Origin of the sequence: Caulobacter sp. S45, assembly GCF_903642205.1 — a bacterium.
GTDB lineage: Bacteria > Pseudomonadota > Alphaproteobacteria > Caulobacterales > Caulobacteraceae > CAHJWH01.
The window spans coordinates 1-25487 of sequence record NZ_CAHJWH010000028.1; the positions used below are offsets into that span (position 1 = coordinate 1).

General features: G+C 68.7%; 22 protein-coding genes and 1 tRNA gene. 10 read left to right on the top strand and 13 right to left on the bottom strand.

The window, feature by feature from the left end; genetic code table 11:
* From HUV06_RS04970 to HUV06_RS04980, 3 genes are all read left to right on the top strand, one after another.
* Nucleotides 1-530: hypothetical protein (locus HUV06_RS04970; RefSeq protein ID WP_217433636.1), on the top strand; the 530-nt coding region annotated here is incomplete at its 5' end.
* Nucleotides 531-546: 16 nt separating this feature from the next.
* On the top strand, nt 547-1518 hold the full coding sequence (locus tag HUV06_RS04975) for a 2OG-Fe(II) oxygenase (RefSeq protein WP_174300172.1): 972 nt from the start codon (nt 547-549) through the stop codon (nt 1516-1518).
* Between the two features lie 239 nt (nt 1519-1757).
* On the top strand, nt 1758-2291 hold the full coding sequence (locus tag HUV06_RS04980) for an NUDIX domain-containing protein (RefSeq protein WP_174300173.1): 534 nt from the start codon (nt 1758-1760) through the stop codon (nt 2289-2291).
* 4 nt (nt 2292-2295) lie between these two features.
* Here HUV06_RS04980 and HUV06_RS04985 read toward each other — a convergent pair whose 3' ends face one another.
* Nucleotides 2296-4599 carry a TonB-dependent receptor gene (locus tag HUV06_RS04985; RefSeq protein ID WP_174300174.1) on the bottom strand — a complete coding sequence of 768 codons (2304 nt, stop codon included), beginning with the start codon at nt 4597-4599 and terminating at the stop codon, nt 2296-2298.
* 215 nt (nt 4600-4814) lie between these two features.
* Between HUV06_RS04985 and HUV06_RS04990 the strand changes: the two genes are divergently transcribed.
* The 3 genes from HUV06_RS04990 (at nt 4815) to hemC (ending at nt 7586) form a co-directional block, all read left to right on the top strand.
* Nucleotides 4815-5423 (top strand): GntR family transcriptional regulator, encoded by a 609-nt coding sequence (locus HUV06_RS04990; protein ID WP_254600882.1) that lies wholly within the window; start codon nt 4815-4817, stop codon nt 5421-5423.
* Between the two features lie 163 nt (nt 5424-5586).
* Nucleotides 5587-6654 carry a uroporphyrinogen decarboxylase gene (hemE, locus tag HUV06_RS04995; RefSeq protein WP_254600883.1) on the top strand — a complete coding sequence of 356 codons (1068 nt, stop codon included), beginning with the start codon at nt 5587-5589 and terminating at the stop codon, nt 6652-6654.
* A gap of 5 nt (nt 6655-6659) precedes the next feature.
* The gene (gene hemC / locus HUV06_RS05000; RefSeq protein ID WP_174300191.1) at nt 6660-7586 is read left to right on the top strand and encodes a hydroxymethylbilane synthase; all 927 of its coding nucleotides are present in this window, start codon (nt 6660-6662) and stop codon (nt 7584-7586) included.
* Between the two features lie 67 nt (nt 7587-7653).
* Here hemC and crtY read toward each other — a convergent pair whose 3' ends face one another.
* Both crtY and HUV06_RS05010 read right to left on the bottom strand, forming a co-directional pair.
* Complete coding sequence (crtY, locus tag HUV06_RS05005) at nt 7654-8844, bottom strand: lycopene beta-cyclase CrtY (RefSeq protein WP_254600884.1); 1191 nt, start codon at nt 8842-8844, stop codon at nt 7654-7656.
* A gap of 238 nt (nt 8845-9082) precedes the next feature.
* Nucleotides 9083-9157: transfer RNA gene (locus HUV06_RS05010), tRNA-Thr, on the bottom strand.
* A gap of 136 nt (nt 9158-9293) precedes the next feature.
* On the opposite strand from HUV06_RS05010, the gene HUV06_RS05015 reads away from it, so the two are divergent.
* Entirely contained in the window at nt 9294-9434 is a 141-nt protein-coding gene (locus tag HUV06_RS05015) for a hypothetical protein (protein WP_174300177.1), read from the top strand.
* A gap of 18 nt (nt 9435-9452) precedes the next feature.
* The gene (locus tag HUV06_RS05020) at nt 9453-10091 is read left to right on the top strand and encodes a DUF2059 domain-containing protein (protein ID WP_174300178.1); all 639 of its coding nucleotides are present in this window, start codon (nt 9453-9455) and stop codon (nt 10089-10091) included.
* A 47-nt stretch (nt 10092-10138) separates the two neighbouring features.
* On the opposite strand, the gene pgsA is transcribed toward HUV06_RS05020, so the two are convergent.
* From pgsA to HUV06_RS05055, 7 genes are all read right to left on the bottom strand, one after another.
* Entirely contained in the window at nt 10139-10699 is a 561-nt protein-coding gene (gene pgsA / locus HUV06_RS05025) for a CDP-diacylglycerol--glycerol-3-phosphate 3-phosphatidyltransferase (RefSeq protein WP_174300179.1), read from the bottom strand.
* 37 nt (nt 10700-10736) lie between these two features.
* Nucleotides 10737-11678 (bottom strand): hypothetical protein, encoded by a 942-nt coding sequence (locus tag HUV06_RS05030; protein ID WP_217433637.1) that lies wholly within the window; start codon nt 11676-11678, stop codon nt 10737-10739.
* Nucleotides 11679-11689: 11 nt separating this feature from the next.
* Complete coding sequence (flgK, locus tag HUV06_RS05035; protein ID WP_174300181.1) at nt 11690-13810, bottom strand: flagellar hook-associated protein FlgK; 2121 nt, start codon at nt 13808-13810, stop codon at nt 11690-11692.
* Between the two features lie 376 nt (nt 13811-14186).
* Nucleotides 14187-16196: an OPT family oligopeptide transporter gene (locus HUV06_RS05040; protein WP_174300182.1), complete on the bottom strand. Its 2010-nt coding sequence runs from the start codon at nt 16194-16196 to the stop codon at nt 14187-14189.
* 134 nt (nt 16197-16330) lie between these two features.
* Nucleotides 16331-16837, bottom strand: coding sequence for a GtrA family protein (locus tag HUV06_RS05045; protein WP_174300183.1), 507 nt, complete (start codon nt 16835-16837; stop codon nt 16331-16333).
* Entirely contained in the window at nt 16830-17525 is a 696-nt protein-coding gene (locus tag HUV06_RS05050) for a class I SAM-dependent methyltransferase (protein ID WP_174300184.1), read from the bottom strand. The genes HUV06_RS05045 and HUV06_RS05050 overlap by 8 nt, the downstream gene beginning before the upstream one ends.
* Nucleotides 17526-17533: 8 nt before the next feature.
* Nucleotides 17534-18622, bottom strand: coding sequence for a glycosyltransferase family 2 protein (locus HUV06_RS05055; protein WP_174300185.1), 1089 nt, complete (start codon nt 18620-18622; stop codon nt 17534-17536).
* Between the two features lie 153 nt (nt 18623-18775).
* Here HUV06_RS05055 and HUV06_RS05060 point away from each other — a divergent pair, with 153 nt between their 5' ends.
* Together HUV06_RS05060 and HUV06_RS05065 are read left to right on the top strand one after the other, a co-directional pair.
* Entirely contained in the window at nt 18776-20368 is a 1593-nt protein-coding gene (locus HUV06_RS05060) for a glycosyltransferase family 39 protein (protein WP_174300186.1), read from the top strand.
* Nucleotides 20369-20618: 250 nt separating this feature from the next.
* The gene (locus HUV06_RS05065; protein ID WP_254600885.1) at nt 20619-21404 is read left to right on the top strand and encodes a UTRA domain-containing protein; all 786 of its coding nucleotides are present in this window, start codon (nt 20619-20621) and stop codon (nt 21402-21404) included.
* Here the strand turns inward: HUV06_RS05065 and HUV06_RS05070 are convergent.
* The 3 genes from HUV06_RS05070 to HUV06_RS05080 are packed head-to-tail and all read right to left on the bottom strand — an operon-like array spanning nt 21392 to nt 25287.
* The gene (locus HUV06_RS05070; protein ID WP_174300187.1) at nt 21392-21736 is read right to left on the bottom strand and encodes a DUF3088 domain-containing protein; all 345 of its coding nucleotides are present in this window, start codon (nt 21734-21736) and stop codon (nt 21392-21394) included. The genes HUV06_RS05065 and HUV06_RS05070 overlap by 13 nt on opposite strands.
* Nucleotides 21737-21761: 25 nt before the next feature.
* Complete coding sequence (locus HUV06_RS05075) at nt 21762-23186, bottom strand: PepSY domain-containing protein (RefSeq protein ID WP_174300188.1); 1425 nt, start codon at nt 23184-23186, stop codon at nt 21762-21764.
* Nucleotides 23187-23196: 10 nt separating this feature from the next.
* Entirely contained in the window at nt 23197-25287 is a 2091-nt protein-coding gene (locus HUV06_RS05080; RefSeq protein ID WP_174300189.1) for a TonB-dependent siderophore receptor, read from the bottom strand.
* Between the last annotated feature and the right edge of the window lie 200 nt (nt 25288-25487).

The window sequence follows — 25487 nt, forward strand, 5'->3', positions numbered from 1 at the left end:
GCGGCCGTGTCGGGCTTCGGATCATGCCCCGTCCAGACGAGCGCCATTGGGCTCTGACGCCGATGATCGCGGCGTTGGGCGTCGCACTTGCCTGTGCAGGCCTGGACCGGGCGTTTCGGCCTGCACTCGACCCCGCCTATCTGAACGCCATGGTCCGGCAGCCATGGCAAGCCCGTACGGCGGTCTACATGGCGCATGCGTTCAACGAGGAAGTCATGTACCGGTTGTTCCTCGGCTCGCTGCTGGCGAACGTGCTGATCCTGTTCAGCAAGGCCAGACGGGACATCTCGGATGGAGCCCTGCTCTGGGCTGCGTTCGTGCTCGCCCAAGGCGTCAACGTCGCAATCAACCTGTGGTCCGTTTCTCCCGCCCCCGTCTCCGTTCTTCCCTATCAGATGCTTCGCTACTTCGCGCCGGGGATGGTCTGGGCTGGGCTCTACATCAGGCGCGGGTTCATGGCGGCTGAGACGGGTCACCTTACGACACACCTGATCTTCCAGCCACTCGTGGGCGTTTTGCTAAGCCATTGATTGCCATGGAGCAATAGTGCTGAAGCTTGCAGACAAAGACGCCATTCTGGGAGCGGCGGTGAAGGAGGCCGAGCAACTGCTTATCGGGCGCGAGGCGCCGCATGCACCTCAGGAGGCAATCAAGAGGCTCTACTGGGCGGCGCAAGAAGGATCGGTGGACGCTCTCCTGCGCCTGGCGGCGATGACGGCTACAGGGCGGGATATTGCAACTGTCCTACCCAAGGCCGCCCAGCTATTGCTTCTGGCAGCCAATCTCGGATCTGGTTTCGCCAGAGATCAATTGATGCTCCTTGTTGATGAGCACCACAAGCTTCAGTTCAGCTCGACGATGAACTGGTCCGACATACGCGACGCGATAAACATCGGAGTCTGGCTGGAGAAGCCAGGCATCATGGACTTACGGCAAGATCCACTCATCCGGCACGTCTCCAATGTCGTACCCTCCCAGGTATGCCGCTGGCTTATCAGCCGCGCTGCAACCGGCCTCAAACCTGCCCTCGTACAAGTCGGCTATGAAGGACAGCCTAAGTCCGATGGGAGCAGGAGTTGCAGTACCTTCATGATCAACATCCTGAATGCCGACGTCATCATAAGCCTTGTTCGAACCCGCATCGGCCAGATCGTTGAAACCGCTATCGAGCGTTTCGAACCGCCGCAAATCCTGCATTATGGGGTGGGCGAAGAGTTTAGCGCGCACTACGATTTTCTCAGGCGCAAAGATGAAAGCGACCCTGGGGGTTACGAAGGCGAACGCGCGTCTACATTTCTTCTGTACCTCAACGACGATTACGAGGGCGGCCGCACCATCTTCCCGAAAGTCGAGCTAAGTATCAGGGCCAAGGCTGGCGACGCCTTGTGGTTTCGTAATCTCGACGGTGACGGTCGTCCTGACAAGGCGACCCTGCACGCTGGAACACCGGTCGAGGCCGGCGAGAAGTGGGTGCTCTCCCAATGGATACATGACCGGAGGTTCTCTGCGGGTCGGTAGCGGTCACGCCATCAATCTGTCGCACGACACGGCGCCCCGATCCACGCCCCTCTTCGTGTCGAACGTCCCCTGAGGCCTTTGCAATCCAGGCTATAGTCTTCGGGAGATAGGGGAGCGGATTGCGCTTCAAAGAGCGTCGGCTTGCGCTTTCGCCTCCGCCCTCGACTTGGAACTGGCCGGATTTGGCTATTCGCGCTTTTGGCGATTGCCAAAGCCTCCTCTCGGCGGGATGTGGGGCGATGGTGCTGCAAGACATTTCGTTTCGCATCGAGACGCCGGCGGGCGAGGATCGGCCACGCAGCGTCTGCAGCGCCTGTGGTTTCGTGGACTACCGGAACCCCCGCATCGTGGTCGGAAGCGTCGTCGTTCAGGGCGAGGGATCAAGCGAGCAGATCCTGCTCTGCCGGCGCGCCATCGAGCCGAGGCTGGGCTATTGGACGCTCCCCGCGGGCTACATGGAGACGGGCGAGCCGACGGACACCGCCGCCAAGCGTGAAGCCCGCGAGGAGGCCGAGTGCGAGCTGAGCCTGGACGGCATCTTGGCGGTCTACGACCTGACCCACCTGTCCCAGGTCCAGATCATCTACCGGGCGCGCCTGATGGGATCACAGTTCGGAGCAGGCCCCGAGAGTCTCGAGGTTGCGCTGTTCAGCTGGGATGACATCCCCTGGGACGATCTTGCCTTTCCCTCCGTAGCCTGGGCGCTCCGGCATTGGCGTCCCGGACGCGGTCAGCCGCTCGGCGCGCCGTTCCGCAATCCGGAGAGAGGCTGATCTTTCACCTGAAGGCGTACGAGACCGTGCCGAGAATCTGGCGGGGTGGTATGTACTGCTGGCTGGTCTGGCCAGTGCCGTAAGGGTCGGTGTAGCGCGAGTTCACGCCGTCCACGTCGAAGGCGTTGGTCACTGTGAGTGAGAGCTTCAGCCCCATCGTCCCTGGAACATAGTCGAGGTTGAGGTTGGTGACGCCGTAGGGATCGACCCGGTCCAGCCCCGGCTCGTTGAAGACGCGCGCCCACTCGCTCCCGCGATAGACGTACTGGACGCTCGGCGTGAGCGCGCCTGCGGGCTGGCCGCCCAGCGCCGGCACGTCGAAGGTGTAGGCGGCGCTGATGGCGCCGGAGGCCTTGGGCATGTCGGGCGGCGTCTTGCCCTGGAGGTCGCGGGCGGCGGCGATCACGGCCGGGTAGCAGCCCGGGTTGTAGCCGTAGCCGCAGGCGGCGGTCTGCTCGATGCCGTTGGCGACGGTGGAGTCGATGGAGCGGTAATCGCCCTGCACCCGGCCGTTCTCCAGCGCCAGGCTGGCGTCCAGGTGCAGCCGGCCGCCGAGAGCGACATAGGCCGCTTCGCCCTCCAGGCCATAGGTGTGGACCGAGGGGATGTTAGAAATGCCGCTCTGGAAAGGGACCGGGTCGTACTCGATGTACTGCATGTCCCGATAGAGATAGTAGAAGGCGGCGAGGTTCAGCTGCAGGCTGCGGCCGAAGAACCTGCTTTTCGAGCCGAGCTCGAAGGCGGTGTTGGTCTCCGGCGTGAAGGTGTCGGGAACCACCAGCTGGCCATTGTCCCCGTTCACCCCGCCGGGCTTGTAGCCCCGCGCCGCGCTTGCATAGACGAGGCTCCGGGGGGTGAGGTCGTAATCGGCCTGCACCCGCCAGGTGCCCACCGTGTCGTTGTAGCCGTGGCTGACGGTCGCCGAGCCGAAGCCTGAAAAGTTGAAGCTGTCCTGCTCATAGGCGTCGTGGTTCAGCCGTCCGCCTGCGGTCAGGCGCAGCCTCGGCGTCAGGTGATAGGTGAGCTGGGCGAAGCCTGAATAGGACTGGCGCGAGAGGCGGGTGTCGTTGCCGTAGCTGAGGTTGGCCGGCGGCGCGGACTCGATGTCGGACGCGACGGTGAGGCTCGCCGGCGTGGGCGCGGTCTTCCCCTCGAACTCGGCGATGAACTGGCGGCTGGTCTGGGCCAGGATGAAGGCGCCGGCCGTCCACTCCAGACGCGCGTCCGGCCGGGACAGGAGGTCGAACTCCTCGGTGTAGTTCTTCAGGGAGGTGTTCCAGGCGGCCACGTCGTCATACTGGCCGAGACGAGTGAAGGCGCTGCGGGAGCTGTCCTCCTGCTGCACATGGTCCAGGCTCTGGTAGGCGGTGACCGACTTCACGGTGACGCCCGCCAGCTCCCACTGCAGGTTCAGATGGTAGAGCTGCGTCAGGAGGTCGAAGTGGGCTGGATAGTCCTGGTCGACGACCCGCGGGTCCTCCAGTCCTGGCGTGCTTAGCTCCAGGATGTTCTTCTGCGCCGCCCCGTTCTGGTCGGAGTGGTAGACCATGCCGGTCAGGGTGGCGGAGAAGCGGTCGTTCGGCTTCCAGAGCACCGCGGCCTTGCCGCTGACGTCGTGGGCGTCGTCCAGCCGGTTCTGAGGAATGGCCAGGTTCTGCGTGAAGCCGTCATGGTCGAAGGCCTGAGCCGAGAGGCGCAGGGCCAAGGTGTCGCCTATGGGGATGTTCACCTCCGCCCGCTCGCGGAACAGGGCGTAGTCGCCGGCGGTGGCGCCGCCCTGGGCGTCGAAGCTGCGGAGCTTCGGCTGCTGGGTCAGGATGCTGATGGCGCCGCCGATGGAGCTCTGGCCGTAGAGCGCACCCTGTGGACCCCGCAGCACCTCGATCCGGTCCACGTCGAACAGGGTCTGATCGAGCGAGATGGTGTTGGCGATGTAGACGCCGTCCACGAACAGCGACACGCCCGGCGAGGTGGTCAGCGCGTTCTCCGGCGTCTCCGAGCCGACGCCTCGGATGGAGACCAGGTTTTCGAAGCCCGCCGCGTGGGTGATCTCCAGGCTTGGCACGATGGCGTTCAGGCCCGCCAGGTCGTGGATGAACGACCGGTCGAGGTCGGATGCAGGGATCAGGCTGATCGCCAGCGCGGTCTTCTCTAGCGCGGTGCTCCGCCGCTCGGCCGTGACCACGACCTCGCCGGCCTGGGACGGGGCGGCGGCGCGCGCGTCATTATAGGCGGACTGCGCGCGCGCTTCGGCGGCTGTCCCAGCCGAAATGGCCGCCGAGAGCCCGGCAAGCGCCCACCGCCTCACACGGCTCGAGCGCGAAGAGGGATTCGAGCTAGGCGTCCTCATAGCTCGTGGGTAAGCTGCGCGGCATGAGCGGCCAAGCTTTCCTGAGATCCGTGCCGACTAACATTTCAGACGGCGCCGTCCCGACGTCCCTGCTTGCCGCCTCGAACAGAAAGGGCCCGGCGACCAGCGCCACCGAGACGGGCGACTGGCCCGAAGGCCTGCTCAGGGCGCGCGTGTACGAACAGCTCCTGCTCGACATCATCCTGGGAGAGCTGAGACCTCTCGGCGTCCTCGACGAAAAGGCGCTCGCCTCGCGCTACGCCTGCGGCCTCGCGGGCGTGCGCGACGCGCTCAACCGGCTGGCCCTGGAAGGCCTGGTGCTCCGCCGGCCCCGCGTGGGAACCGTGGTCGCCCCGCTCGACATCCGGGAGATCGAGCACGCCTTCGAAGTCAGGCGCATGCTGGAAGCCAAGACCGCCTCGCTTGCCGCACGCAACGGTTCAGACGAGCAGCTGACGCAACTCCGCGCGTCCTTCGACGGAGCCGAGGCGGCCATCGACAGCGGCGACTTCCGGATCCTTCTAGCCATGGACCGTACCTTTCACAGGCGGGTGGCCACCGCCACGCAGAACCCGCTCCTGGCCCGCTACGTCCTCTCGCTGCAGAACATAGCCACCCGCTTCTGGATCTACGCCATGGAGAAGCAGACGGCGCGAGAGCAGATGGACGATGTCGATCGTCACCGACATCTGGCGACGGCGATATATGACCGCGATCCGGACCAGGCGGAAGCCGCGGCGGCGAAGCTCGTCGGAGACCCGCCCAGCGCCTATCCCAGATGAGTTCGCGCTCGGCCGGCCCTGCTCCAGGCGCCCCAGTGCGAATGCGGGGCATGCAGTCTCGAAGCTCCGGGCCTAGACCTCCTGGCGCAAGCGGCTTGGCCACGGCGACCGGCAGCCCCGTGGCCCGAGCAGGGCCAGGGATGATCGATCATGAGGCCCCGGTTTGACCGCCACGGTTCTGGACGCTTCCACCCTGAGCGTACGCACAGCCGCGCCGGTCATGATCCGGGTCCTGAACGGAGAGCGGGTCGATCCGCCTCCGGTCTGGATCATGCGCCAAGCCGGCCGCTACCTGCCGGAATATCGCCAGCTGCGCACGAAGGCGAAGGACTTCCTGAGCTTCTGCTACACGCCTGACCTCGCGGTCGAGGCGGTGTTGCAACCCCTGCGCCGGTTCGATCTCGACGCCGCCATCCTGTTCTCCGACATCCTGGTCGTCCCCGACGCGCTCGGCCGCAAAGTGTGGTTCGTGGAGGGGACCGGCCCGCGGTTGGAGCCGTTGGCCGGTCTTGAGCACTGGCGTTTCGGCGACGTCGACCGGGTGGTCCCGTTCCTCGCCCCGGTCTACGAGACCGTGCGGCGGCTTCGCGCCGAGGCGCCATCGGACAAGGCGCTGATCGGGTTCGCGGGCGCGCCATGGACGGTGGCGACCTACATGATCCAGGGCAAGGGAGGCGACAAGGATCTCGCGCGCCGCACCGCCTACGAACGCCCCGCCGACGTGGACGCCCTGCTGGCGGTGCTGGTGGAGGCCACTGCGCGCCACCTCCAGGCCCAGGTCGAGGCCGGCGCCGACTGCCTGCAGCTCTTCGAGAGCTGGGCGGAGGGCCTGTCCGAGCCCCTGTTCGAGCGCATGATCCTTTCGCCGACCAAGGCGCTGATGGCGCGGCTGCGGGCGCTGGGCGTCGGCGTGCCGGTGGTCGGCTTCCCCCGCGGCTCAGGGGCCCTGATCGGTCGCTACGCCCGCGAGACCGGCGTCACCGCGCTCGGCGTGGACACCCAGACACCCGCCGCCTTCGCGAGGGCCGAGGCGCCGGTCGGCATGGCGCTGCAGGGTGCGCTCGACCCGATGCTGTTGGTCTGCGGCGGCGCGGCGCTGGAGGCTGGCGCGCGCCAGGTGATCGAAGCGTTCCGCGGCTCGCCGCACATCTTCAACCTCGGTCACGGCATCACCCCCGAGGCCAAGCCCGAGCACCTCGCCACCCTCGTCGACCTGATCAAGCGCGGGTGAGCGGCGTGGCCTCGACCGTCCATATCGGGGCCCGTGGCTCCCCCTTGTCGCTGGTCCAGACCGGCCTGGTGCGCGACGCGCTGGCCGCCGCCAATCCGGGCCGGACCTTCGAGATCACGCCCATCGTCACCACCGGCGACCGTATCCAGGACCGCGCCCTGACCGAGGCCGGCGGCAAGGGCCTGTTCACCAAGGAGCTCGACGAGGCGATGCTGGCGGGCCGGATCGCACTGGCCGTCCATTCCATGAAGGACCTGCCCACGCAGCTGCCGGATGGGATCGTGCTGGCCGCGACCCCCCGGCGCGAGGACCCCCGCGACGCCCTCATCTGCCTCGGCGAGGCCGGCTCGCTCGCCGCGCTGCCGGACGGCGCGCACATCGGCACGGCCAGCCTGCGACGCCAGGCTCAGCTCCTCTCGCGCCGTCCCGGCTTCCGCATCTCCATGCTGCGCGGCAATGTCGAGACGCGGCTGCGCAAGGTGGCCGACGGTGTGTTCGACGCCACCCTTCTGGCCTATGCCGGCCTGCGGCGCCTCGGCCTGGAGCGGCACGCCCGCTGCCTGATCGACCCCTGGGAGACACCCTCGGCCTGCGGACAGGGCGCGCTCGCGATCACCGCGCGCGCAGACGACGCCCTGGCCCTGGTCCTGGTCGCCCCGATCGAGGACCTGCCCACCCGGCTGGAGGTCACCGCCGAGCGCGCCTTCCTCTCGGCCTTGGACGGCTCCTGCCGCACGCCGATCGGGGCGCTGGGCCGCTGGTCGGACGGCGCAATGCGGTTCGTGGGCGAGGCGCTCACGCCCGACGGCGCGCAGGTCTGGCGGCGCGAAGGCGAGGCGGCCTGTGCTTCGCAGGAAGCAGCGGCGGCGCTCGGAATGGCGCTCGGCCGCCATGTCCGGCGGGAGGCTGGGGACGCGCTCTACGGCAGCTGACCACCTCCTGCTGATCAGGCGGCGCCCAGCCGCACCTGCGCCCGCCTGATCCAGTCGGCGGCCGCGCTCAGCTGGTGGATTTGGCGCGCGTATGAACGGAGGAGCTCGGCAGGGCGCGGAGAGCGCGGCCCAAGGGTACGGGAGGGCGGCCGATCAGGATACGCGCTTGGTCAAGCCGGTTCGGCTGACCCGCGTAGAAGCGCTCGATCAGGGGCTGGGACAGCTGGTAGAACCGCTGCAGCACCTTGTAGCGCTGCGGCGGGTCGGCGGCCAGGAAGAGCATCCGGTTCAGCACGCGCAGGAACCTGCTTTCACGCCAGCGACGCCGCGCCCGCGCCTGCACCAGCGACAGCACGGCGGCGCTGGTCAGCTGGGGCGCGCCGGCGATCAGATCGGCCAGGATCGCGGCGTCCGGCAGGGAGTAGCCGGTCACGGGATGGAACAGCGCCGCGCGCATCCCCACCATGGGTACGCCGGCGACGCCCTCGGACTGCAAGGCGTGCATGTCGCCGTCGAGCACGATGGGGAGCACGCCCTGTTCGCGCCGCACGACCTCGGCCACCCGCCAGCCTTTCGCGGCGACGTAGGCGAGCACCCGCCCCTCCAGGGCTGCGGGGTCCAGACGCGGGCCGGAGCTGTAGTAGGTGTCCTCCACCAGCATGGTCGTGGCGTCGAAGGGCAGCAGATAGACGAAGCGGAACCCATCGTGCTGCTCGACGTCGGCGTCGATGATCACCGGCCGCTCCAGCCCATGCGGCTGCTCAAGCCGCAGCTCCAGGCCCAGGAACTTCTGCCAAGCCAGCGTCAGGGCGGCGGAGCGCCGGGCGCCTCGTCCGTCGATCACCAGCGGCCCGCGCCAGCTCTCCCCATCCTCCAGCTCCACGCCACCGGGCGACACCGACATGATCTTGCGGCCGAGCTTGAAGTCCTCGCCGAGGGCCGCCTCAAGCACGCCGTGCAGCGCCGCGCCGGTCAGGGAGGCGTAGGCGGTCGTAAGGCGGCGGCGCTGGCCGGGGAAGCGCACCTCGTAGCCGTCCCAGCGGTGAGCGGCCATCGGCTCCAGCCAGGCGCGTACGGGCGCCGGCACGTCGGTGGAGAAGAAAGACCAGGTGTGGCTGTCCTCCACCTCGGGCTCACGCTGGTCGAAAGCCACCACCCGCAGCTCCGGCCGGGTCGCCTTCAGCCGCAGCGCGATAAGCCCGTTGGCGAGCCCGGCGCCTGCCAGAAGCACGTCGGCTGTCTGCGGCGATGACGTCACGATCGCCTCCCGTCGGGGTACATTCTGGACATGGCGCGGGGCAGCATCTGACTGTTTTCCACCCGCGCTGAGGGAGCGGTGCATTGCCCTGCGAGACTACAGCTCTAGCAGACGCGGCGTCACCCGGCTTGCGACGCTCTGGCAAGCCGACCCTGCCCAGATCGGACCCGCGATGCGGCATGGCGAGCCGTCAGCCGCGCGGCGGTGCGCCGTAGAGTGCGTCCGGTTCTCGAAAGAATGGTGCCACCGCAGGGATTCGAACCCTGGACCTCAGCCTTACCAAGGATGCGCTCTACCACTGAGCTACGGCGGCGAAGGGCGTCGCTATAGACAAAGGCCGCCGCCAGGGGAAGCTGAAAAGCCGAGGCGCAGGTCGCGGGCGAGGGGGTGCTTGAGCCGGGGCCGGAAACGCATTCGACCTTGCGCCGGCCAGCGGCGAGGCGGGCTGCGTGCAGGTCGGCTGTTATGCGGATGTCATCGCCGTCAGCGATGAACCCCTGGCGCATGTGGCGGCGCTGCAGCACGTCGATGTCGTGCTGAAGAGCGGCGTCGTCTACAAGGGCGGCGCCGGGCTCGTCCCGGCCGGCTGAGCCGAATTGAGAGGTCCCATGTCCAGCTTCCGGGCCGCGGTGATTGCCGCCACCCTCGTCGCGGCGACGGGTGTGGCCATGTCCGCCTGCGCGCAGGACGCACCGCTCTCCACCGCCGCCCCGGACCCCGTCGGCCTGTCGCCGCCGGTGGTGTCCGGCGCGCCTGGGTCCGCGTACGTGAACGGCGAGCGGCTGGCGCTCGCCCAGCAGGTGTTCGACATCACCGGGGCGCCGGCGCTCCGCGCCCAGGCCCGCAGCCTGACCGCGGGGCTGAGCGTCCAGCTCGCCACCGCCATGTCGGCCCGCGACCCCGCCCACGCCCAGGCCATGGTGGCCGCCGTCGGCGACGGACTGACCGGCATCACGCCCCAGTTGCAGGCCGAGGCGGTGTCGCGCATCACCCGCGACTTCACCACCGATCAGCTGAAGACTATGCTCACCTTCTACGCCTCGCCCACTGGGCGGCTGGCGGCCCGGCGCATGCCGCTGATCCTGCAGCAGACGGTGGGCAGCGTGCTGACCTACCTGCCCCAGATGATGAGCGGCGTCGAGGACAGCTACTGCACCCGGGTGAAATGCACGCGGGCCGAGAAGAAGGCCTTCGAGGACGTCGCCGCCAGGATGGCGGCCGCGCATCCGTCGGCGGGCGCGGACTAGCCAGGCGACGCCCGGGCCATCCACGCCGGACCTTCCGCTGGGGCAGCCTATGCTGCGCGGTTGAACGCCCGGGCGTATTGGACGCCGGTCCACAGCGTCATCGCCGCCGCCAGCCAGAGCAGCAGGGTGGCCGCCAGCGCCAGCGGCCCCGATTCCAGCCCCGTCGCCAGCAGGGCCAGCGACAGCGCCACCAGCTGCACCGTGGTCTTCCACTTGGCGAGCCAGGTGACCGGAAGCTTGACCCCCCGCCCAGCTCCGGCCTCGCGAAGGCCCGAGACAAACACTTCCCGGAACAGGATCAGGAAGCCCGGGATCGCCACCTCCGCGCCGGCGCCCGCCAGCACCAGCCCCAGCACCGCGGCCAGGACCGCGATCTTGTCGGCGATCGGGTCGAGCGCGGTCCCCCAGGCGGAGGCCGCCTGCCAGCGCCGGGCCAGCCAGCCGTCGAAGAAGTCGGTGACGGCGCCCAGCGCGAAGAGCGCGAAGGCCCAGTCCGCCAGCCCCCGCGCGCCGCCGCCGGCCAGGGCCGCCATCAGCGCGAACACCGCCATCCCGCAGGCGATGCGGGACAGGGTCAGCAGGTTGGGGATTTGGCGTCGGTCGAACATGGCCGAGCCTGAACGCACCGCCTCCCTCTACGCTGCGTCAGGCGGTCGCCGGGCTCAGCACCTGGAGCAGGCTGTCGCTCTGCAGGCTGGAGAAGATCTGCGCCGAGGCCTGCAGCGTGGTCTGGGCCAGGCTGAGCTGGGTCGCGACCTGCGCCTCGTCAGGCATGGTGATGTTGCTGACCACACCGGCGATGGCGGTCTGCTGGTCGGTGAGCTGGGTGGTCTTTTCGGTCACCTCCTGGGCCACCACGCCGTTGTCGGCCACGGTGGTGTTGGAGGCGCTGATGGCGGTGTCGAACTGCGACAGCACCCCGGTCAGGAAGCTGGACTGGGCGGTGGTCAGCGTGCCGCTGAGCGGCCCATTGGGTCCGGCGTCGTAGGCCTGGACGGCGGCCAGCGCGCTCATCAGCGGGCCGCCGGCGTCGCTGGCCAGCACGCCGGTCTTCACGACCGTGCTGTCGTCGAGCCGGCTGACCTGGGCGGTCTGGCCGTTCTTGAAGATGGAGGAAAGCGGGCCGGCGGCGGTCAGGTCCGAGAGCTGGCCGGCGGCCACGGGCGCAGTATCCGCCTGGCCGCCGGAGAACAGGTACTGGCCGTCGTACTGGGTGTTGAGCGCGCCCGCGGCGGTGGAGAGCTGGGCCTGCAGCGCGCTCATCAGGTCGTCGCCGCTGTCGTTGGCCAGCGCCTCGGCCACCGCGTTCCGGGACGACTGGGCGGCGGTGGCCACCTGGGACAGGGCCTGGTCCTGCACGTCCAGCTTGCCAGACAGCGCCCGGGCGTTGGCGACGTAGCTGGTCAGGCGCGCGGACACGCTGTTCACCGCCGTCAGCGTGCCCGCCGTCGCGCCATAGCCCGCCAGGTCGGTGGAGACTTCTCCGCTGCTGATCTCGGCGGCGTAGTTGGCCTGCCGGGTCTGGCTCGCGCCGATGTTGGCGGCGAGCGAGCCGTAGAGGCTGGCGGTGGAGATGGGGCTCATCATGGGCTGTGCGCTCAGTTCGAGGTGATGCTCATCAGGGTGGTGAACATCGAGGAGGTGGCTTGGATCAGGCGCGCCGAGGCGTTGTAGGCCTGCTGGTAGGTGGTCAGCGAGATCATCTCCTGGTCCACGTTCACCCCCTCGGCCGAGCTCAGCCGGGTCTGGGTCTCGGTGGCGACGGCGGAGGCGCTGGTGGCGGCGCTGTCGGCGGCCGCCGCCTTGGTCGCGATGTCGCCGCTGAGGTTGGACGCGTAGCCGGACAGGGTGGTGCTGCCCGCCGCAGCCTGTCCCGCCGCGGCGAAGGCGATGGAGGTCTGGCCGGCGGTGGCGAAGGCGTCCGCGCCCGAGGTGTCGCCCGCCGCCAGCACCGAGGTCCCGGACGCCGCGCCGAGCGTCACCGCGGAGGTCTGCAGCAGGCCCGGATTGGCGGCGATGTCGCTGCGCACGGCATAGCCGCCGGCCGCGGCGGTGCGGGCTGCGGAGCCGATGCCGAACAGCTGGCTGATCGATGTCCCCGTGGCGGTGTTGGCGGTGGCGTCGGACTGCACCGACAGGCTGACGCCGGACCCGCCGGTGGCGGTGAAGCTGAGCTGGCCCTGGGCGTCGAGCTGGAAGGCGCCATACAGGCCGACCCCGCTGGTGGGGCTGTTCAGCGCGTTCACCAGATCAGCCATGGCGCCGCCCGCGGGCGTCTGCACGGTCACATCCTTCAGCGTGGAGCCGTCCGCGCCGGTTAGGCGGAAGCTGATCGACTGACCGGCGGGATAGCCGCTGGCGCTGGCGGCGGTGAGGCCCGTGGCATAGTCAGCGGGGGTGGCCGAGGACACCAGGTCGTTCAGGCCGAAGAAGTCCGAGAAGGTCTGCCCGGCCTTGCTGCTGGGCGCGGTGGCGTCGTCGGCGACCACCACGCCGTTGCTGGCCGACGCCGCGCTGATCGACAGGGCGCCGTTGGAGAAGCTGGCCGTGGCCGCGCCCCCGAGCTGGCTGTTCAGGGTGGACAGGAAGCTCGCCGGCGTGAAGCCGACCGGCGTCCCGCCGTTGGCGATCATGGTGCCGGCGGAGAAGTCGATGGCGACGCTGGACTGCAGCACGCCCGCGCCGTTCACCACCCCTACCGTCGTTTGGCCTGTGAAGTTGGAGACGTCGCTCGTCAGGTCCATGCCGGTGTTGCGCCCCGCGAGGGTGGGGGGCGCCGGCACGCTGGAATAGCTGTTGGAGACCTGGTTCAGGGTGACCGCAGTCTGGCTGGTCAGGGTGGCGAGCTGGCTGGAGATGGACGGCAGCTCGGTGTTGCGCAGGCTGACCAGGCCGGCGAGTTCCCCGCTGCTCAGGCGCGCGCCCAGCGCCTGCGGCGCGCCGCCGACAGGGGTGACGATGATCTGGCCGGTGGCGCCCGAGCCGTCATAGCTCAGAGTGGCTGCGCCCTGGTCGCTGGCCAGCACCGTGCCGTCGGAGGCCTTGACCGTCACCCCGCCGGTGGCGGTGGTCGAGACGTTCACGTTCATCAGCCCCGAGAGCTGGCCGATCAGCGCGCTCTGCTGGTTCTGGGCGCCGGTAGCGTCGCCGCCGGAGACGGTGGCCTGGGAGATGGTGCCGTTCAGCTTGGCGATCTGGGACAGCAGGGCGTTCGCCGTGGTCACGTCGCTGGTGATGCCGGCGTCGGCCTGGGCGCCGAGCTGGCCGAGGCCGGCGCTGATGGCCTGGGAGGAGCTGAGGAACTGAGTGATCTGGCTCACCGCCGCAGCCCCGGCGGTGGAGGAGGGGCTGGAGGACAGGGTGGAGAAGGCGGAGAAGACGCTGTCCAGCTGGCCGAAGAAGGAGGAGGTGCTGGTGGGGTCGCCGAACAGGCTCTGGGCCTGGTCAAGCATGGAGGAGGTGATCCCGGCGCCGGAGCTGTCGGCGGTGGCCTTCAGGTTGGCCGCCTCCAGGAACTGGTTGGTGGTGCGGGCGATGTCCTGGACGCTGACCCCGATTCCCTGGCCGCCGACGCTGAGCGAGCCCTGGTTCACCACCTCGCGCACATAGCCCGCGGTGTTCACGTTGGAGATGTTGTTGGAGACGGTGTTCAGCCCCGTCTGCGCCACCTCCAGCCCGGAGGTGGCGATGTTCAGGATGCTGGAGAGGGAGACGCTCATGCGGCGGCGTCCTCGGAGGTGAGGGCGGCAGGATTTGCCGCCGGGCGATGTGCGGCAGGGCGGAAACGGACTTGCGGGCGCGCAGCCCGGCTGGGGGCTGCGACGGGTCCGGAGGGGAGGTCCTTGATCTGAAACGGTTTGCGCACGTTTGCGGCCTCATCCGCCTGCGCCGGGAAGGCTCAGGCGCAAGCGGGGTCTCGCAAGATGCGTGCTGTTTCTCCTCCCCTGCGGAGCGGGGGAGGTGGCGCGGCGCGGACGCGCCGTGACGGAGGGGGCGTCTCCCTCGGCCCATCTGGAACTGGATGCGGCGACGCCCCCTCCACCATGCTGCGCATGGTCCCGCTCCCCCGCTTCGCAGGGGAGGAGAGGGAAGCCGTCACCCCTGCCGCTGCGCCACGCCGGATATCCAGCGGTACAGCCCCGCGGTGATCGCCGCGAAGGTGGCCAGGCCCACCCACACCGCGACCTTGGCGAAGCCGTCGCCCACCACCGCCAGCGGTTCGCCCCTGCCCGTCGCCACGATCAGGCCGGCGAGCGCCACGCCCCACAGGCTCTCGCCCACGATCAGCCCCGAGGCCAGGAGCACGCCGAGCCGCTTGGCCCCCTCCCGGTTGGGCAGCCGCTCCGCCCAACGGTCGTAGAGCCAGCCGCACACCGCGCCGACCACCACGAACGCCGTGGTCGACGACGGCAGGTAGATGCCGAGCCCTACGGCTAATGGCGGCACCGAGCCCCGCTTGGACGCGCGCAGCGCCTCGTCCGCCACGATCAGCACGATCCCCACCAGAACCCCGACGCCGATCAGGCTCCAGTCCAGCTGGCCGGTGATCACGCCCTTGGCCAATGCGGAGATCAGCGTCGCCTGGGGGGCCGGCAGGGCGTTGGCGAGCGTCGCGTGGCCGAAGTGGCTCGCGCCGGCGAAGCCGTAGGCCCGGTTCAGCAGGTCGATCACCGGCGGGATCACCAGGGAGCCCATGAACACGCCGACTACGAGGGCCACCTGCTGGCGCCAGGGGGTGGCGTCGACGAGCTGGCCGGTCTTCAGGTCCTGCAGGTTGTCGTTGGCGATGGTGGCGACGCTCAAGAGGATCGCGGTGACGAAGAGTGCGAACGCGACCAGCGCCGCCTGCCCGCCCGGCCCCGCCGCATGGCCGGCCAGCACCAGCAGCAGCACGCCGGCCCCCAGCACCGCCAGGATGGCCAGGCCCGAGACCGGGCTGTTGGAAGAGCCGATCAGCCCGGCCATGAAGCCGCACACCGCCGCTACCAGGAAGCCGGCCACCACGATGTAGAGCACCGCCCCCGCCACCAGCGGCACGGTCAGCGCCGCCAGCGGACCGCCGTGCAGGAAGACGGTAAGCAGCGCCGCGAGCGGCGCCAGCGTCAGCAGGCAGATCAGGCCGACCAGCGGCAGAGGGATGTCGCGCTCGGTCCGGGGCAGGTCCGCGCCCTGGCCGCCGAAGGTCTTGGCCGAGGCGGCGAGCGAAGAGCGGATACCCCCGATCACCGGCCTGCCGAGCTTGCCCAGCGTCCACAGGGACGACGCCCCGATGGCCCCGGCGCCGATGAAGCGCACCTGATGAGACCAGGTCGAGGTCGCCAGGTCCGCGGCCGCGCCCGCGTGCGGGTGCAGGTTCGTCAACAGAGGCACCGCCACGCCCCAGGAGAAGACCAGCCCCACCAGCATGGCCATCCCCACCTGCAGCCCCACCAGGTGGCCCGCGCCCAGCAGGGCGAAGGAGAGCGACAGGTTCAGCCCCGTGGCGCCCTGTCCGATGCGGAAGTAAGCTCCCGCCTCGCTGGCGAAGAGCTTCATGGCGGCGATGACCGCGAAGCCGCCGGACGCGATGGCGCCCCAGAGCACCGCCATCAGCCCCGCCCTTCCTTCGGCCGCGGCCTTCGCCTCGTGGGCGCGGGAGCCGACGCCGACCTTCAGCACCTCGGCGGCGGCGACGCCTTCCGGGTAGGGCAGGTCGCTTTCGGTGACGAGCGCACGACGGAGCGGGATGGTGTACATCACCCCCAGCACGCCGCCCACGGCGCAGACCGCAAACGTCTGCCAGAAGGGGATGTGGCCGCTCCACCAGCCGACCATCACCAGGCCCGGCAGCACGAAGATGATGGAGGACAGGGTGCCCGCGGCCGAGGCCACGGTCTGCACGATGTTGTTCTCGAAGATGGAGGTAGAGCGGAACATCCGCAGCACCGCCATGGAGATCACCGCCGCAGGGATCGAGGAGGCGAAGGTCAGCCCGACCTTCAGCCCCAGATAGACGTTGGCCGCGGTGAACACGAGCGTGATCAGCCCGCCCAGGATCAGGCCCCGGATCGTCAGCTCCACCCGCGCGTCGACGGCGGGGACGGGAGCGGCGGCGGCGAGCGTCATACGGGGTCCCAGGGCTGAAAGGCCGAGCTTAGCGCGAGGGAGCGGCGCTGCGTAAGCCCCGCTCTCTTCGCCTGCCGCATGAGCGAGATTCGCCAGCCTACAAGACCCTTCTCCCATAGAGGGGAAGAGATCCGTCACGCCGTGGCGATCACCGGGTCGATCGGGGTCCGGAACACCCAGTAGCGGCAGACCAGGAACACGCTCACCGTATAGCTGCCCATGGCGCAGAGCTGGGCCAGCAGGTGCTCCAGCGTGCCCGCCCCCAGCAGCCGGCCCGCCTCCGCCAGCACGAGCTGGTTCAGGCAGAAGCCGGCCAGCACGGTCAGGAGGTATTTGGGCGCGGTGGCGCGGGAGCCTGCGGCGCTGCGGAACACGAACCGGCGGCTGAGCAGGAAGCCCGACGCGATGCCCACGGCATAGCCGGCCGCGTTGGCGACCTGCGGATTGGCCCGGAGCCCGCGGTCCAGGGCCATGATGATGCTCAGGCTGATCAGCGTGTTGAGCAGGCCGACCGAGGCGAAGCGCGACAGCAGCATCGCCGCCTCGCGACCCTTGGACGGAATGCCGAAGCGCCCCGAGCGCCGGACGGCGCGGAGCTCGGCCTCGAACGGCGTCTCCGCCCCGGCGCGCCGCCTAGCCACGGGCCACCGTGTAGTACTGGGCGCCTACAGGCAGGGCGGTCATGAAGCGCTCCAGCGGACGCAGCGCCCGCAGCGGCCCCGGAAAGAAGCCGGTATAGGCCACCTCCACCTCGCGGAACCCGGCCTCAGCCTGGCTCTTCTTCAGGGCTGCGGCGGGAAGCAGCACCGCGTTCTCGTCGAAGGGGCAGGTGGCCACGATGTAGCGGGTGGCCGGGTTGACCGGGTTGTGCTCGAACACCACCATCATGCCGCCGGGGCTGAGCAGCCGGTGCAGCTCCGCAAAGATCGCGCCGTGCTCGGCCTGGTCGATGTGGTGGAAGACGCAGGCGGAGAAGATCAGGTCGAAGCTCCCCCCCTCCAGCGGGATCGCGGAGCCGTCATAGGCCAGCAGGTGCGCCACGCCCGGGAAGCGGTGCGCCGCCACCTGCAGGCTGCGCTGCGAGACGTCCACGCCGGTGATCGCGGCGCCGGGGAACAGCTTGGCCAGGTAGGGCAGCGAATTGCCGATGCCCGTGCCAAAATCGAGCACGGCGGAGGGCTCGGGCCGAGCCTGGGCGTCCCACCGGCGGCGCATTTCCTCGATCTTGTAGCGGGCGAAATAATCCGGTGTCTCGCCGCTCAGGCGGATGTTGCCCGCGTGCGTGGCCGTGTATTCGTCGGCGAAGCGGTCGAATTCGGCGATATCCACGACGGCCTTCAGGGCTCGCACGAGGGGGCGGCGGCGCGGCGAACGACCTCGTCCACCATGAACAGGGGCCGGCCCTTCACCTGGGTGTAGATGCGGCCGAGATAGGCGCCGATGATCGCCAGGCAGCCCAGCTGGCCCACCCCGAAGAAGACCTGGATCAGCGCGAGGCTGGCCCAGCCCTTCTGCGAGTGGCCCATCAGCGCGCCGTAGAGAGCATAGACGATGATCGGCACGGCAAGGGCGATCCCGGCGAAGGCCAGCACCACGGCGATCTTCAGCGGGGCGGTGGAAAAGCCCGTCAGCCCGTTCACCGCCAGCCGCACCATCTTGGAGAGCGTATAGGCGGTCTCGCCCGCGTGGCGGGCGTCGCGGTCGTACAGCACCTCGGTCTGGCGGCCACCGAGCCAGGCCACCATGCCGCGCAGGAACCGGTCCTGCTCGGGCATGGCGTTCAGCCGGTCCACGATGCGGCGGCTCATCAGGCGGAAGTCGCCCACGTCCTGGGGAATCTCCACCTCCGACACCGAGTGCAGCAGGCGGTAGAAGGCCTTGGCGGTGGCCAGCTTGAACGCGCTCTCCCCGCCTCGCGAGTGGCGGCGGCCATAGACCACGTCATAGCCCTCGTCCATGCGCCCCATCATGGCGGCCACGACTTCGGGCGGATCCTGCAGGTCGGCGTCGATGATCAGAACCCGCGCGCCCTGGGTCAGGCCCAAACCGGCGGTGACGGCCAGCTGGTGGCCGTGGTTGCGCGACAGGTTGACACCCACCAGCTCCGGCCGGGTGAGGCTCAGCGCCTGGATGCAGGGCCAGGTCTTGTCCTTGGACCCGTCGTTGACCAGCACCAGCTCGAAGGCGTCGCCGGCCACCCGCCGCGCGGCGGCGCACATCCGCTCCACGAAGGCGGGCAGCGAGCCCTCTTCGTTGTAGCAGGGCGCCACCACCGACAGCACCAGGACGCCGGGCGGCGTGGCGGCGGATCGCATCTGGAGCTCGGGTGCGGCGGGGGGGTCCTGCAGGGTCATGTCCATGCCGTGGATGGGGCCGCCGCCTTCCGCCTCGCGGCGGGAGGCCGGTTGCTGTAGCAGACCAGACATTCCTAACCCCTGGATGAACGGCCGGCGCCCGCCTGTCGCCTTATAGCCCGACTGTGGACCGGAGGCGCGCCTGTTCCCGTTTCGAGGCGGGCGTTTACGCGGCGTTGGCGGGCCGGGTGCTAGCCCGTACCAAGCTTGCAATGGAACCGCCGGATGACGCTGGCCCTCGACACCGCGCCGCCCGAGGCCACCTCGCCGGTCCGCTCTCGCGTGGCGCCCGACGCGGGTCCGCGCCGCCCGTCCCTGGCCTTTTCGGGCTGGGACGTGCTGGCCCTGGCCTTGCTGGCGGCGCTCTGGGCCGCGCTATTCCTGGTTCGCTATAACGCCCTGCCCATGCAGCTCTGGGACGAGAGCCGCAATTCCAACAACGCCCTGGAGATGGCGCTGCACGGGCGCTGGCTGGTCCCCACCTACCTCGGCGCGGTCGACCACTGGAACACCAAGCCGCCGCTGCTGATCTGGACCATGGCCGCGGGCCTGCGGCTGGGCCTGCCGCCGCTCGTCGCGCTGCGGCTCACCTCCTGGCTGGCGGCGGCGGCCACGGTCGGCGCGGTCTGGGGCGTGCTGCGCTTCGCCATGAGGGACCGCCTGGCGGCTCTGGCGGGCGGCATGCTGCTGCTGAGCGCAGTGATCTACATCGGCCCCCACGCCGCACGCACCGGCGACTACGACGCCCTGGAGAGCGCCTTCCTCCTCGGCTACGTGCTGTGCTTCTGGCAGGCGTTCGAGGGCGGTCGCACGCGCTGGCTGTTCGCCGCCGCCGCCCTGATGGCGCTGGGGGTGCTGACCAAGGGGGTGGCGGCGCTCCTGCCCCTGCCGGGGCTGGGCCTGTACGCTCTCAGCCGGCCAAGGGCGTTCGGCGGCTTCCTCAGGGACGCGCGCACCTGGGCGGCGGCGGCGCTGTTCCTGGCGGTGACCGGCGGCTACTACCTGACCCGGGAGGCCTACGACCCCGGCTATCTCTCCGCCGTGGCGGACAACGAGCTGGGCGGGCGCTTCCTGAAGATCACCGAGAACCACCGCGGCAGCTGGCACTTCTACCTGCGCACCCTGCTCCAGTCGGCCGAGCCCTGCGCAGCCCTGGCCGGGCTTGCGCTGCTGCCCCTGTTCGGCCGGGACCTGCGGCGGCGCAGCCTGGTGCTGGCCTGCGGCCTGGCGGCCGCATCGCTTCTGGTGGTGCTGTCGGCCTCACGCAGCAAGATGGAATGGTACGCCACGCCGCTGGTCCCGCTGCTGAGCCTGATCACGGGCCTGGGCCTGACCGACGCCCTGAGAGGGCTGCAGCGGAGGTGGCCAGGCTGGGCCGGCGCCGGGCGGGCCGTCGTCGCCGCCGTGCTGGCGGGCGGGGCGCTGTGCGGGGTCTGGTACGCCCAGGCCTCGCCGAGCCGGGACGCGGGCGAGTTCGGAGGCGCCCACCTGCGCTATGGCGAGTTCCTGGCCCGCATCCGCGCTGAGGGTCCGAGGTTGGGCGTCGGCGCCCGGCTGACAGTGCTGGACGGCGGCTTCTACAACAATGCGGGCTTTGTGGCCTATAATCCCATGCTGAAGTTCTATGCCGACCTATCGGGCCAGCGAGGATTGCCGGTCACCGTCGTGCACGACCCCGACGAGCTGGACGCCGGAGACGCCATAGCAAGCTGCGACCCCACGGCCCTGGCCGCCTTGGGCCGCAGCCACGCGCTCCAGCCCCTGATGTCGGATCGGGGCTGCCTGTTGGCGAGGATCGGCGCAGACCGACCTGAGTGACCGATCGGCCGATCGGGCCACGCGCTCCCAGGCGCGTTTGCGGAGGATGGTGGATGGCTTGGGTTAGGACCGCGACTTGCGAGTCAATAGGATTTTGGTGGATTCAGATTTTGGTGGATTCACAAGGGTTCAGTCGACCGATAACTGTCGATGGAGGAGATGAAGCACACCACGTGCATCCCTCTTCCATCCAGGCTACGATACCGCAGGTCATCGTGACCCTGTTCCAGGTCCATCGACGAGGTAGGCTTTGAGCACGGCCGAGGTAAAGCCGACCCAGGCGGAGCAGGACGGGCGCCTGGCCCACCTGATCCTGGATGGCGACGGCCCGCTTTGGCTTCAGATCCGGCGCGCCATCTCCCGTCCGATCCTCAGCGGCGCGTGGCGGCCGGGCTCGCGGGTGCCGGCGGAACTGGCGCTCACCGAGTGGTTTCAGACCTCGCGCATGACGGTGGCCAAGGCCATGCAGAGCCTGGCCAACGAAGGCGTGGTCGAGCGACGCCGCAAGATCGGCACCGTGGTCTCCGCCCTCGCCGGGGAGCGACCCGTCTTCGAGATCTGGGACACGGCCGAGATCGTCCGGCGCCGCGACGCCGTCTATGGCTACGAATTACTGTCGTGCGCCTTTGTCGGAGACTCGCCAGAGGACCGCGCGCTGCTCGGCGTGGAGCGCAGCGTCCAGATCATCCGCATGACCTGCCTGCACACGGCCGATGGACGCCCGTTCCAGGTCGAGGACCGGCTGATCAATGTGGACGCCGCGCCTCAGATCACCTGCCAGCCGCTGGAGACCATGGGACCTGGTTCCTGGTTGATCGCCCACGTGCCCTGGACGCAGGCCGAGCACGCCATCTCCGCGCATGAGGCGGATGGACGGCTCGCCAAGCTCCTGGACGTAAGGGAGGGCGCGGCGTGCCTGCTGGTGGAACGGCGCACGTGGAACGGCGAGCAGCCGGTGACGCTCGCCAGGCTATGGCAGTCCGGCGCTGAGCATCGGCTGGTCGGCCGCTTCGAGCCAAGCGCTCAGCCGGCCTGAGGCAGGCCGTACTGGGCTGAGAAGTAGCGCCTTATCAGGCGCTCGTCGGCCAGGAAGCGGACATCTCCAGCCTTTTGCGGCACGATCCCGTTGTCCTTCACGATGACGCCATCGCCGAGGACCAGGACCGGGACGGACTGGTTGTCTTCTCCGAGACGGCTCACAAGGTCCTGACGCGGCCGGGCAAAGTCGATGTAACGGACGTCGATCTTCTCACGCAGTCCCGGGAAGAAGCTCAGCATCCCCTCGACGCTCACGGAGTCGCCGCAGTACAGGGGGCCGAGTCCGGCATTGGAAAACCCGGGCTTCAGCAGGAACAAGGTGTCCTTCATGCTCAGCCTCCCGAATAGATGCGGCCTAAGCCGCAGCGACGATGCGAAGCCGGCGGATGCCGACGACGATGCTGGTGATGCAGAGGGCGAAGCCGAGCGCCAGAAGGGGCAGGACGATCAAGGCGCGCAGCACGGGCAGGGCGAGCAACCCCGGAAAATTGAACGAGTGCAGGGCGTAGTAAACCCAGTCGTAGGCCGCCCGGCTGCGGTTCACGACAGCGACGATCTCTCCCGTCGCCGGATTGACGAACACGCGCGCCTGGTACGCGCCGGTGAGCCGGTAGCTCTCTGTCCCCGCCGGCGCCCCTTCGGCCTTGGCGTAGAAGTCGTCCGGCCCCAGAGCCTCAGGGGGCGACACGTGGCTCTCGGGATAGGCTGCCTGAAGCGCCTTCGTCACGAGCACAGCAGAGGTTCTGCTGAGCGGGGTGTCGGCCCCAACCAGGACGCTGGAGCCTGAAGGCCCAAGGCTTGCGACGACAAGCCGGCCGCCGACCACGCTGAACCTGACCAAGGTCGCGTCCCCAAGCCGTCGGAGGCGATCAAGATCGACCTGCCCCAAAGCCTCTGCGAGCGGTGTCCCCTCGTAAGCCGCCAGGCGGCGCTCCGGGGTCGTCGCTCGCGAGAAGAGCCGGCCATGGTCCATCGACAGCCAACCGCTGAATATCCACGTCAGGACCACCACGCCGCCGCTGAGGCCCAGGATGTGGTGCCACTTCAGCCAGCCCTTGAACGGGGAGACGGCTGGGCGTTCGCTGCCCATCTTCTTGGCCGTACGGTACACGCCAAGGCCGATCCCGACGACGGTCATCCCCAGCCCGACCAGGGACACCCACCACACCGTCTGGTCCCAGGCTGAGAAGAACCGGCGCAGCGGGGTGAAGTAGAGCCAGTGGACCACGGCGCCGAGCCAGTTCCAGGCTCGCTCATAGCCGCGGGTCTCCTGCACCACCTCGCCTGTCTGCGCCGAGACGTAGAGCTGGGTGGCGTGCCGGTCGGCCAGGGAGACGCGGTACAGCGGACGGGCGTGGTCGAAAGCCTGGTGCACGATCCACTGGTCATAGCGGATCGGCCCGACCACGCGGCTGGCCGGGGCGCCGCCGAAGCGGCTCGCAATCGCCCCGGCCTGCCCCGGCGTGAGTTCGGCCAAGGCCGCTCCGGTTTCCGCTGACACGGCCCGGTCGCCGGTCGCCGACCCGACGACATAGACCGGTGTTCCAAGCCTTCCCACCAGGCGCAGCGAGGTCCCCCCACGAACGCCCGCGAGGGCGACCTGGGGCCGGACCGTCACCCGGCCGGGCGCCACCGGGTCCGCCCTCGCCCGCGCCTCACCTGGGTCGAGGGAGGGGAAGGGCACGAAGAGCAGCACGGCGCCGCTGGCGAACCAGATCGCGAACAGCAGGCACAGAACGACGCCGAGCCAGCGGTGAAGCCAGACGAAGGTCTTGAGCATGGCCCTGCGGCTAGAAACGCGCGTGGACGTCGAACTCGACGTAGCGCGGTGGGCCGAGCACGATCTGGTGCTCGTAGTTGATGTCGGTCGCCTGAGCATAGGTCGTGTCCGCCAGGTTGTCGGCACGAAGCGTGAGGTCGATATGCGGCGTCAGGCTGTAGGTCGCATAAGCGTTAACGATCGCGTAGGCGAGCAGCGTCTCGTCGTTGGCGTAGTCGCCCTGGCGATCGCCGACGTACTGCACGCCGCCTCCGAGTTCGAGCGGAAGGCCCGCCACATGGGTGTAGCTCGCCCAGACGTTGGCGACCCACTTGGGCGCATCCGGCATTTCGAAGCCATTCGCGATGATGGGGGCGCCTGTGTATTCGTCCGACGTGGTGAACTTCCCGAAGGTCGCGTCGTCGTAGGAGGCGTTCGCATTGACGGTGAAGTCGTCGGTCAGACGCACATCGCCGGAGACCTCCACGCCCTTGGAATACTCGCTGCCTGCGGTCGCGGCCACGTCCTCACCGTTGGTGGTCAGCACGTTGCGCCGCTCGATGTCGTAGACGGCGAGGGTGAGGTCCGCCCGGTTGTCAGGCGCGCTGGCTTTCACGCCGGCCTCGATCTGCTTGGAGCGGCTAAGGCTGTAGTTCTGCCCCGCGTTGACGATGAAGATGTCGGAGCTGACCGGGTCTTGCCCGGTCGTGAAGGAGACATAGGGCGTGATGTACTTGTTGATGTCGTATACAGCCCCGATCCGGTAGGTGAAGGGATCATAGACGCGCTTGAAGCTGGAGCTGGCGTTGAAGGCGCCGATCGCCGTGAAGTTCTGGCGGTCCAGGCTGAGATGATCATAGCGGGCGCCGGTCACGATCTTCAATCGATCGGTCAGATTGAAGATGTCCTCGAAAAAGACGGCCGGGTCGTTCCAGAATGTGGGGCTGACGCCCGCAGGCGGTTGGCGGTTTCCGCCAGGCGGCAGGCCGGGGAGAAACAGACCCGGATCAGGATGGAAGGGGTCCACTTCGTCGTTGTCGGGGAAGCCCCTCGTGCGCTTGAAGTCCAGGTGGCTGTAGTCATAACCGACGTTCAGCTTGTTCTTGAAGCCGAGGATCGGATAGCTGAGCGTCAAGTCGCCTTGATCTCCCTCGATGTCCTGATTGTGATCGACGAAGAAGCGGTCGCGGTTGATCTGGCTCGTCGCCGGATCGAACAGATAGGTCTCGGCGTTCCGCCAGCGCCGATCGGCCTTGAAGAAGTAGAGGAAGTTATTGAACGTGACGTAGTCGTTGATCTGGTATTTCACCAGAAGCTGCGGGAAGAACTGATGGGATTCGATGGTGTAGTCGGACACGTCGTAGTTCACGGTGCTCGTACGCTTGTCGAGCGTGTAGCCGAACTTGGTGTCCACCACACCTTTTAGAGGATCGGTGGCGAAGCTGGTTGGGAAGAGCGGGTCGCCGTAGTAGGGGAACGGGTGGTCTTGCAGGTAGTCGACGGATAGCTGCACGTCCAGCTTGGCGTTCGGTCTCCACAGCGCGGAGAGCGTGGCGTCGAAGGAATCGCTCTGGGCGCGCTGGATGTAGTTGTCAGATCGCAGGTAGCTGACATCCGCCCTGGCCGCCACGTCGGGCGCCACCGTGCCATCCACGCTCGCACCCACCTGCGCCGTATTGAACGTGCCGTAGGAGAACAGACCCTCGTACTTAGGGTCGCCGAAGGTGACCGCCTTGTTCACGATGTTGATCGCGCCGCCGATGGCGCCTTGCCCGTACAACACCGAGGCAGGGCCTTTCAGGATTTGCACGCTCTCCAGGTTGTATGTGTTGTTCGGCCTGGCGATCAGGTCCGACGGGCCGACATAGATGCCGTTGTGGAGGATCTGGATTTCGTCGCCGGAGAAGCCGCGGATGTGGAAGTTCACCAGGTCACCCGGCGTGCCACCGGAGGTCACGCCCGGCAGGCTGTCGGCCGCTTCCTCTGCGGTGAGATAGCCGCGGGTCGTGATCGTCTGGGAGGTGATGACGTCCAAGGTGGCCGGCGTATCCTTCGCCGACAGGTTGAGGCGGCTGCCCGTCGGCGTGAACTGCTCCAGCGATCGAACGCGGGAGCCTGTCACAACGACTTGGCTGACCGTCGAACTTGACGTCGCGCCGGGCGCGCTCCCTGGCGCGGCGGAGTTGGCAGGGTCTTGGGGGGCCGGAAGCTCTGTCGGCGGCGCAGACTGCGCGTACGCGACTCCCCCAAGCGCGCTCGTCGTGAGAAGCATCAAGGCCAGCGCCGGCCCAGTTCGGTGACCCATCAACTCCCCCGTTGCAA

Coding starts and splice junctions, on each gene's coding strand:
- HUV06_RS04980 (WP_174300173.1), top strand. CDS start 1,758: ATGGTGCTGCAAGACATTTCGTTTCGCATCGAGACGCCGGCGGGCGAG.
- HUV06_RS05020 (WP_174300178.1), top strand. CDS start 9,453: ATGTCCAGCTTCCGGGCCGCGGTGATTGCCGCCACCCTCGTCGCGGCG.
- pgsA (WP_174300179.1), bottom strand. CDS start 10,699: ATGTTCGACCGACGCCAAATCCCCAACCTGCTGACCCTGTCCCGCATC.
- HUV06_RS05030 (WP_217433637.1), bottom strand. CDS start 11,678: ATGATGAGCCCCATCTCCACCGCCAGCCTCTACGGCTCGCTCGCCGCC.
- flgK (WP_174300181.1), bottom strand. CDS start 13,810: ATGAGCGTCTCCCTCTCCAGCATCCTGAACATCGCCACCTCCGGGCTG.
- HUV06_RS05040 (WP_174300182.1), bottom strand. CDS start 16,196: ATGACGCTCGCCGCCGCCGCTCCCGTCCCCGCCGTCGACGCGCGGGTG.
- HUV06_RS05055 (WP_174300185.1), bottom strand. CDS start 18,622: ATGTCTGGTCTGCTACAGCAACCGGCCTCCCGCCGCGAGGCGGAAGGC.
- HUV06_RS05060 (WP_174300186.1), top strand. CDS start 18,776: ATGACGCTGGCCCTCGACACCGCGCCGCCCGAGGCCACCTCGCCGGTC.
- HUV06_RS05070 (WP_174300187.1), bottom strand. CDS start 21,736: ATGAAGGACACCTTGTTCCTGCTGAAGCCCGGGTTTTCCAATGCCGGA.
- HUV06_RS05075 (WP_174300188.1), bottom strand. CDS start 23,186: ATGCTCAAGACCTTCGTCTGGCTTCACCGCTGGCTCGGCGTCGTTCTG.